Source organism: Chamaesiphon sp. VAR_48_metabat_403 (assembly GCF_031422475.1).
Classification (GTDB): Bacteria; Cyanobacteriota; Cyanobacteriia; order Cyanobacteriales; family Chamaesiphonaceae; genus Chamaesiphon.
In genome coordinates this window covers 1-8,994 of record NZ_JANPLS010000485.1, presented here as the reverse complement: position 1 = coordinate 8,994, position 8,994 = coordinate 1, and the positions used below count along the sequence as shown (strand labels likewise).

The following is an 8,994-nucleotide window of genomic DNA, read 5'->3' as shown; positions in this document are numbered from 1 at the left end:
CAGATGGGGGGATTTTTTGGTACAACCGTCGTTGCCTTGAGTATGCGGGACTGACGCTGGAGCAAATGCAGAGCTGGGGCTGGCAACAGATACATCATCCCGAACATGTCGATCGAGTCGTGGCGCATTTTCAGCACTGTTTAGAAATCGGCAAGGAATGGGAAGATACCTTTCCGCTCCGAGGTCGCGATGGGACGTACCGTTGGTTTCTATCGCGGGCAATTCCGATCTTCGATGACTCAGGGCAGGTAGTCCGCTGGTTTGGCACCAATACCGACATTACCGCACAGCAAACCGTACTACGCGAACTCGAACAATCTCAAGCCGAGCTAGGCGAACGCAATCAAGAGCTAGACGCTTTTGGATATGTCGTGGCACACGATCTTAAAGCACCCCTGCGCGCAATTTCCAATTTATCCCAGTGGATCGAAGACGATCTCGAAGGAGTGCTTACCGCAGATACCCAACTGCAAATGACACTACTGCGGAGCCGAGTCCGGCGGATGGAATCCACCATCGACGGATTGCTCGACTATGCCCGTGTCGGTTTTACAAATGCCAATATCGAGCCTGTCTTTGTGACCAAACTACTCGCGGAGGTAATTGATTCGCTCGATCCGCCGCCAACATTTACGATCGTCATCGAGCCAAATTTACCCATTCTCCACACCAAGTGGCTGTCTTTGTTCCAGGTATTTACCAATCTGATTAGTAATGCCATCAAACATCACGATCGCGTCGATGGATTGGTACATCTGGGCATCGCCGAACATCAGGATTTCTATGAATTTGCGATCGCCGATGATGGCCCAGGCATCGCACCAGAGCAGCACGATCGCGTGTTTAAAATCTTCCAAGCCGTCAATCCCCAAAATCGATCGGATAGTACGGGAATTGGATTGGCGATTGTCAAAAAGATCGTCGAAGCCGAAGGCGGTAAGATTCGGCTAGAGTCCCAACTGGGTAAGGGGACAACGTTCTATTTTACCTGGCCGAAGCGGTAGCCACTTGGGTTATTTGTACTCACATCTTGCGAGCGCGACATAGTTACTAGCGTTCTAGTAAAAACAGCTCGCCAGCCTCACTAATCCTCAATATCGATTAGATTTATTCGAGAAAATTTAGGTATTGCTAGAAATGACATCACAAGATGGCAATATAGATAGTTGACTGTCAACTGTTTTAACATGCTGCAACTAGTTTCTTCTGGACTGATGGGAACGTGGCTAACTCTGGCGGGTGTGAGCGCGCCACCCGCAGCTCCAGCTCAAGCCGTTACCTGGCAAGGATTATCGTGGCTCACGCCGCCGAAACCAGTCGAACCAAAGATCGAAACCACGATCGCCCAATATCTGCAAACGCTCAAAGCCCAAGGTTTAGATCCCCAACAGCAGTCAGTTTGGCTCCGTACCGATAGTAACTTACTAATCGATCGAAATGGTACGATTCCAGTTCCCTCTGCTTCCTTAACCAAAGCAGCCACCTCTCTGGCGGTAATTAAAACATGGGGATTAGAAAAACGTTTCGATACGATCGTCAGTGCTAACGGCAAGATCGTCAACGGGACATTAGTCGGCGACTTAATCGTCCAAGGTGGTGGCGATCCGTTATTTGTGTGGGAAGATGCGATCGTCCTAGCTCGAAGTTTAAATCAATTGGGCATCAATAATGTCAGCGGCAATCTCATCGTGGTCGATAAATTCCACATGAATTATCAAGCTAATCCGCAAAAAGCTGGAGAATTGCTCAAACAAGCTTTTACTGGCATTAATCTCCCGCCTGCGTTACTAAATACCGAGTTTAAAGACGTGAATATCGTCAAACTCCCAACAGCACCAGCCACTACTGATACCAAGCTTCCTCAAGTCAAAATCGCGGGTGCAGTGCTGGTAGCTAGCGCGCCACCAACTGTAATTACACCCTTAATTCGCCATCGATCGCTACCATTAATCGATATCGTACGGCAGATGAATATTTACAGCAATAATGAAATTGCTCAAATTCTCGCCGATAGCCTTGGCGGTGCGCCGCAAGTAATGAAAATTGTCGCCACTACCGCCAACTTTCCGCCAGCCGAGATTCAACTGATTAACGGATCTGGTTTGGGAGTGCAAAATCGGCTCTCTCCCCGCGCTGTCTGTCAAATTTTCCGCACGCTCCATCAAACTCTTCAACCTGTCAACCTGAACCTCGCCGATATTTTTCCCGTAGCTGGAGCCGAGTATCTCGGTACCCTCAAAGAGCGACGGTTACCTGTTGGAACGACGATTAAAACAGGTACCCTCAATGAGGTGAGTGCATTAGCAGGCGTATTACCAACGCGAGATCGCGGCTTAGTTTGGTTTGTCATCGTCAATAAAGGTTCTCAAATCTCCAAACTGCGCCAACAACAAGATACCTTACTCCAAGCTCTACTCAAAGAATGGGGCGAAGTTACGCCCACACCACTCGTTGTTACCAAACACGATCGTCCGCCAGCATATTTCGGCGATCCCGCACGTAATATCGCAATCGTCCCTAAATCACCATCATGACACGCGATCGATCCGCCGATTCGTACGGGCATAATAAGCATAATTCCAGTACTAGTGAAATCTATGCTATTTAATCTCTTAACTACAACGATCGATACCAATGCGATCGAGTTATTGTTACCACTGATGACAACTAGCACTAATTTACAAGTGCAATTCGATCTTACCAACCACGGCTTAGTACTCGCTCAACAGTTTCAAAATACCGATCTGATGGGTAATATGCAAACTGGCTGGACTGATTTTCTTCAAAGCGGTAAAGCTGGTGTTTTAGCGATCGGTTTGGTAATGGGTTATATGATTCGGGGCATCACTCGTTAAATCGATCGATATTCTACATCCTATTAACACTCAATAATATGATAATTTACATGAGATTGAGAGGTTATTAGTGAATTTCAATCCCGAATCATGTCGGAATGAAAGTGAGGTAGAAAGTAAACTTTTAGTCGGTTATTTATTACCAAAGCTAGGCTACTCTCCCGATACTTGGCATCAGGAAGTCAGATTCGGCAAAATTCGGCTGGACTTTCTGGCATTCGTCCAGAAATTACCATTCAAATTAGATGCCCGATCTCCGCTAGGTTTAATTATCGAAGCCAAGCATCCACGTAAAAACTTAGACAAACACGTTTATCAGCTTCGTAATTATTTAACTAGTTTAAATATTAGTTATGGATTATTGACAAATGGCAAACAGTTAAGAATTTATCAGCAGACAGCAGGAGCGGTTCGGCTGGTATTTCAGTGCGCTGGCGAAGATATCGACGATTGTTTACCAGATATAATTCAATTAATCGGACGCGATTTTCTCCAGGAAAGACTATTACCGCGATCGTTATCTGAGTTATCCTCGCCACAAGCTGAATCGATATCTCTGTTATCATCGATCGAAACCAACCCAATTCCGGCTGTCGCTCTACCTTCCCCAGCATTATCTATGAAAACTATTGCCATCTACCACAATAAAGGCGGTGTCGGTAAAACTACCGTCTCTACCAATCTAGCCGCAGCATTAAGTAAACGCGGTTATCGAGTATTATTAATCGATATCGACGCTCAATCAAATAGTACTTTTGCAACTGGTTTAATTAAGTTTCAATTTGAAGAAGAAGATGATTTGCGCGATCGAAATATTTATCATGCGCTGGCTAGTAGCGATACAAACTTTATCCACGATTTAGTTCGACAATCATCATTTTTTAACGATCCAGAAATTGACATAGTTCCTGCACATATCGATCTGATCAAATATCAAGATGCTTTAACTACAAAAATGTCGAGCCGGAACAGACTATTGGCAAAATTGAAGCGAGTTGAAAATAGCTATGATTTCGTCATTATCGATACACCACCTTCGCGAGATATTTACGCGGAAGCAGCACTAATTACTGCTGACTATCTCATCATTCCTTCAGATCTCAAACCATTTGCGAATCAAGGATTACCAACTGTCAAAGAGTTTATTATTAGTATTAATGAAAATAGAGAAACTTTCGGGAGACAACCACTAGAAGTACTGGGAGTATTAGCATCTAAGATTTCGACAAATGCTCAATATGTTAAGCATAGCTTTCCCAAGCAAAGAGCTGTGATTGGAGATCGATATGGAATGTCATTACTAGAATCAGTAATTTACGATCGAACTCCATTGTCGGCATGTTTCAATCAAACAATGTTGGTTGGCGATATTGAATATCCATACCCCCAATCAATTTTTAAATATGCTGATACACAAAGAAGTAGCTCCGCACAGACAGCAGCATTGGAATTTGAAGTATTAGCTGATGAAGTCTTGAATAAAATTAAAATAAAATTATGATTAAATGTTTTTTTGTTGAAACAAGCAGCATTATATCTACTCGACTAAAATCTGATTTTGACGAATCACAAATAGAAGAATTGTCGGATTTAATCATTGAAGCTGATGGATTAATTAAGCCATTAATCCTAGAATCTATTGGGGATGAAAAATACAATGTTGTTGAGGGACATTTAGAATATTATGCGGCTGTCAGAGCCAAAGAGAAAGATTTATCAAAGGCAGAAGAAGTAAATGCTTTTATCGTCTCTAATAATTCAAGGCAATCAGTGATCGATCAAGTTAAATTATTGTTGGGAGCGCGCGCTGGAAATATTGACAACATTGAAAATCCAGCAATTATTCAACCTAAAAAAGTCGATCATTTGACATCAGATACCACCCTTCAGCAGCTAAAACTAATTACAGATAGACTTGACAAGCATAGTCATATATTAGATACACTTAAAAATCAGCCAAAGCAGGAATCATTAGATAGTACCGCTCATCAAATACAAATAGTTTTAAGACAAATTGCCAAACAAGAACAAACTCTAAACTCAATTCTTAAATTATTAGAACCTTCCCCAAAACTATCCGAAGTTGAGATTCTTGAATTAATCAATACCCTCAGTTGCCAGCAACTTGAGGAAAGAATGAAAAAATCTACAATTGCAAATGCAACAAAAATAGCAGCTAATATCATTGCCAAACGAAACACTCAACCAGCTCAAAAATTTATTAGCTGGAAAGAAATTACCAGTGCAAAAATTGGTGTGGGAGCTATGAAAGCCAAGGAAATTATTGCTAAATTTAAATAGATATGTCGATCGAACCACAGCAAGACAAAGGATAGAAAATTAGATCGAGACTTATAGCCGATCGCATAAACTAGCGGAAACGATACAATAAGACTATACTAACCTTCTTGGCTCGATCGAAGATTGCATGAGTCTGTGTATCAACCCTCAGTGTTCGCAATCGGAAAACTCCGATCGAATGCTCTTTTGTCAAAGCTGTGGTTCGGAACTGCTCCTAGCAGGTAAATATCGAGTTGCCAAATTGATGAGCAACAAAGGCGGCTTTGGCGATACCTATGAAGTCACCGAGCGAGGTGTACTCAAAGTACTCAAAGTCCTTAAAAGTAACGATACCAAAGCCATCGAATTATTCGATCGTGAATATCGAGTATTAGCCAGTCTGACTGGCGAGGGGATTTCTGGCGTTCCCCTGGTTGAAGACTTCTTTTTATACGCTCCCAATGGCTCCCAGCAGCCTCTACATTGCTTGGTAATGGAGCGGATCTTTGGGATGGACTTAGAAGAGTATATCAAAGTTATGAAGCGACCGATCGACCAGAAAACGGCGATTGGTTGGCTGTCGCAGTTGACTCAGATCTTCCAAGAAATTCATGCGCGTGGCATTTTTCACCGCGATATTAAGCCTTCTAATATTATTCTCCAACCCGACGGACAACTGGTGCTCATCGATTTTGGTGCTGTGAAAGAAGCCGCCGCCAATAGTACCTCCGGACAACGTACGCGGATTTATACCCCTGGTTATGCAGCTCCAGAGCAAGAACAGGGCAATGTTGTCGAACAATCGGACTTTTATGCATTGGGACGGACATTCGTTTATTTGCTCACTAGTAAAGAGCCGATCGATCTGTACGATGCTTATCGTAATGCCTTATTATGGCGAGATAAAGCAATTCCTGTCTCTAACGATTGTTTGGATTTAATCGATCGACTGATGCAAGAAAATCCCCAGCAGCGTCCTGTAGACACCGCAACTATCTTCCGCGAAATTGCCGCTTTATCGCCAGTAATTACCCGTCAGAATATTACTTACGTTCCATCCCCACCCCCCGCTGCTCCCATCGTTAAAAATGCGCCACCGCCTACTGTAGCTGCAATCTCCCTAGCTCCTCAATCGCCACAGCAATCGCCCCAATTTACTAAATTGTTACCAGCTTTACTGGGATTAATAATCTTGTTATTATCGATCCCGGCGGCGATGTACTTTTTAGGGCAAAAATCGTCGCTATCTACTATCGCTAGTAATAGTGGTGGCGAATCTTTTAGCGATATTAAAGATGTCCCGCAGGGTGTATTTAAATTTGGCGGAAGTACGACTTGGGCGACAACTCGACAGTTACAATCTTCGCTCGATGCGGCGATTCGGGGTGTTTTTCCTAAGTATGAGATCGCATACACCGATGCTAATTCACCAGATTTAAAATCGATTAAAAATGGTAGATGCGATCCGAAACCTGGCTCTAATGCGGGCATTTGTTGGCTGTTAGAAGGCGATTTAGATTTCTCACAATCATCGATTGCGCTAGATAAGTCTAAATACAAGGATGACGATCGCATTAAAGCTAATCTACTCAAACAAGAAGCCGTAGCTTACGATGCTCTGAGCGTGGTTGTCAATCCCCAGCTCAAAATTGCAGGTTTAACCGTCGCGCAATTGCGGGATATTTATACAGGAACGGTTACTAATTGGAGTCAAGTTGGCGGACCAAATTTACCGATTGTCGCCTTTTCTCGGAGTGAAAAAGCAGGTGGTACTGTATCTTCTTTTAAAGATTTGGTCTTAAAAAAAGAAGATGTTTGGAAATTTCAAAGCGTCAATAATACAACGGAAGGATTGCAGCAAGTTAGTAAAAATCCTGGTGGTATTTATTATGGTGCTGCTAAGGAAGTAATTGTTGATTCTTGTAATACTAAGCCAATTGCGATCGGTACGACAACAGCTAATTTAGTCAAACCCTATCAAGAACCTTTAAAATCCGTCGCTGAGTGTAATAGCGGACAGCGCAATCAAATTGAATCAGAAGTTATTAAAAATCGATCGTATCCGCTCACCCGCCAAATTTATGTCATTATCAAAACCGACGATCTGGATCGGCAAAAAGCGGGTGAAACTTATGCTAAATTATTAAAAACTAAGCAAGGACAAATCCTGCTCGAAAAAGCTGGATTTGTCGGTCTCGATCGTTAACTTAATTGGATAATGCGATTAAAAGCGCGATCGACTTCTTGCCATAATTGTCGATTGTGCGGATCGACTCGGATTGCTTTCTTGAGATAACTACGCGCCTTCTCAAACTCTCGGCGTTGAATTAATTGATGTCCGTACTGAGAATAGATAATTCCTTGCCATTGACAAACTTGTCGATCTTGTGGGGAATGATGCGCTAAACCTTCGATTAAAACGATCGCTTTTAGAAATTGTTGTTGCTTTAAGAGTGATTGCAATTCATAATATAATTGCCACTTTAATTCATCTTCGGTTTGCGTTGGTTTGGTATTTGCGGCTGGCGGCGGACGACGATCGACTTTAGGATTAGATTGAGATGTAGGGGTGCTTGGTGCGATCGAATCGGTAACGCCAACTAGTAAAATTTTATAAGCCTGATTGAGTGCGATGAAACGTTGATGCGCGTCGGTATCGCCTGGATTGAGATCGGGATGCAATTTACGGGCTAACGAACGATATGCAGCTTTTAGCTCATCGAGGGATGCTCCTCTACAGATGCCTAATAACTGATAACATTTGTCCAAATTGGTGGTAGATGCAAGCATTTATTTACCAGAACGCGATGGTTATACACTTAGGGTCATATCTATTAGTATGCCCCGTCAGTCGATCGAAGTAGCACATGTCTAGCTTACACGAAAAACATACTGTAGTCAATTACCAATTACACGCTTAAATACCTTGCAACGTATCACGATCGATCCCAATCAAATTCACGATAATTACATTGCGCTCGTACCCGCACAACATCATTATCTAACTCGCGTGCTCCGGCTCCAATTTGGCGGACAATTTCAGGCAATCGATGGGACTGGAAAGTTGTATATGTGCGAACTAATTGCCAGCGATTTGCGGGCAGTCAAGAGAGATGCCCAGATTAATGAAATAATTATCCCACAAATCGATCGTATTTCTGTTAGTGGCGATCGGCAACTTTTCCCAGACATTTCCCTCATTTGCGCGCTACCCAAAGGCAACAATTTTGACGATATCGTCCGCGCTGGTACCGAACTCGGCGTAACTAATATTTATCCCGCCATTAGCGATCGAACTCTCCTCAATCCCAGTCCGCAAAAGTTGACCAGATGGGGCAAAATTGCCCAGGAAGCTGCCGAACAGTCGGAGCGGACGACATTCCCTGCTATTGTCGAACCACGCTCGTTACATGCGATTTTCAGTCAACTTCCGCCAGATTGCCGGAAATACTTATGCGAAGCCAGAGGCGAACATCCCCATTTACTTGCCTGTCTGCAAGCTAGCCCGATCAATAATCGGCCAATTGCGATCGCGATCGGTCCAGAAGGTGGTTGGACGGATGCAGAAATCGCGCTAGCGGCTGAAGCTGGGTTTCAATTAGTCTCGCTCGGACGGCAGATTCTCCGCACCATTACCGCTCCCATTGTGGCACTATCGATCGTCGTCGCCGCGATCGATAGTCAGCAATTCCCATAATGAAAATTGAGATGGGATCTAATTGCGGTTTTTAAAAATAAAACCGCTGCAATCCGCATTCTGTCGTCAGGAACTCAGTAGACTTTCTGCGAAAGTCAGGTATTAGCCTTTAGGAGAAGCTCTAGACGTTTTTTGGATCTGTAGGGGTGGGTTTATGCTAGT

The 8,994-nt window shown here is 43.5% G+C and carries 8 protein-coding genes; 7 read left to right on the top strand and 1 reads right to left on the bottom strand.

Going from position 1 to position 8,994, the window contains the following annotated elements:
- The 6 genes from RMO79_RS23030 to RMO79_RS23005 all read left to right on the top strand — a co-directional run.
- The coding region (locus RMO79_RS23030; RefSeq protein ID WP_310485601.1) for an ATP-binding protein at positions 1–1,004 on the top strand (1,004 nt) is incomplete at its 5' end.
- A gap of 183 nt (positions 1,005–1,187) precedes the next feature.
- A complete protein-coding gene (locus RMO79_RS23025; RefSeq protein WP_310485600.1) occupies positions 1,188–2,534 on the top strand; it encodes a D-alanyl-D-alanine carboxypeptidase in 1,347 nt (448 codons plus the stop codon).
- A gap of 63 nt (positions 2,535–2,597) precedes the next feature.
- Positions 2,598–2,855 (top strand): hypothetical protein, encoded by a 258-nt coding sequence (locus tag RMO79_RS23020; protein WP_310485599.1) that lies wholly within the window; start codon positions 2,598–2,600, stop codon positions 2,853–2,855.
- Positions 2,856–2,925: 70 nt separating this feature from the next.
- Positions 2,926–4,356 carry an AAA family ATPase gene (locus RMO79_RS23015; protein WP_310485598.1) on the top strand — a complete coding sequence of 477 codons (1,431 nt, stop codon included), beginning with the start codon at positions 2,926–2,928 and terminating at the stop codon, positions 4,354–4,356.
- Positions 4,353–5,156 carry a ParB/Srx family N-terminal domain-containing protein gene (locus tag RMO79_RS23010; protein ID WP_310485597.1) on the top strand — a complete coding sequence of 268 codons (804 nt, stop codon included), beginning with the start codon at positions 4,353–4,355 and terminating at the stop codon, positions 5,154–5,156. The genes RMO79_RS23015 and RMO79_RS23010 overlap by 4 nt, the downstream gene beginning before the upstream one ends.
- A gap of 127 nt (positions 5,157–5,283) precedes the next feature.
- Positions 5,284–7,341, top strand: a complete 2,058-nt coding sequence (locus RMO79_RS23005) for a serine/threonine-protein kinase (protein WP_310485595.1) — start codon at positions 5,284–5,286, stop codon at positions 7,339–7,341.
- On the opposite strand, the gene RMO79_RS23000 is transcribed toward RMO79_RS23005, so the two are convergent.
- A complete protein-coding gene (locus RMO79_RS23000) occupies positions 7,338–7,925 on the bottom strand; it encodes a DnaJ domain-containing protein (RefSeq protein ID WP_310485594.1) in 588 nt (195 codons plus the stop codon). The two genes, RMO79_RS23005 and RMO79_RS23000, sit on opposite strands and share 4 nt — an antisense overlap.
- A gap of 136 nt (positions 7,926–8,061) precedes the next feature.
- On the opposite strand from RMO79_RS23000, the gene RMO79_RS22995 reads away from it, so the two are divergent.
- Entirely contained in the window at positions 8,062–8,832 is a 771-nt protein-coding gene (locus tag RMO79_RS22995; RefSeq protein ID WP_310485593.1) for a 16S rRNA (uracil(1498)-N(3))-methyltransferase, read from the top strand.
- Positions 8,833–8,994: the final 162 nt, after the last annotated feature.